The 337-nt window shown below is 59.1% G+C and carries 1 protein-coding gene; it reads right to left on the bottom strand.

The annotated features are described in order from the left end of the window. Positions 1-337, bottom strand: a 337-nt coding sequence (locus IV91_RS0114730) for a DUF3987 domain-containing protein (protein ID WP_031599544.1), incomplete at both ends; no start/stop codon positions are given.

The raw sequence follows: 337 nt of genomic DNA, 5'->3' as shown, positions 1-337 counted from the left end.
TCCCGGCCAACAAACCAAAAACCGCGCCATGAACCCCGAACCTCGGGCAAGCGTTCCGGTCTTTTCGAGGAACGATCTGAAAGCGGCCTCCTGTACCTGCAAGCCAACCGTCAAACGCACATCCTTCAGGATATATGAGGGGGCAGTGCGCCGGTCAATCCGCACTGTTTCGGCTCCCCACAACTGATTCAGCAACGCAAGGTTTCTCAGCACCGAATCCCCGCCCATGCTGTGCCCTCCGAAGACGGTACCGGCCTCTGAGGACAGCAAACCGGCGGTAGGCCATGCGTCATGCAGTCCCCAAGCCAATGCCTCGCTGGTCGCGTCTGAATAAGTC

Source organism: Ferrovum myxofaciens, from assembly GCF_000735045.1.
Lineage (GTDB): Bacteria > Pseudomonadota > Gammaproteobacteria > Burkholderiales > Ferrovaceae > Ferrovum > Ferrovum myxofaciens.
The sequence above is the reverse complement of the archived record's forward strand: the minus strand, read 5'-3'. Positions and strand labels throughout refer to the sequence as shown.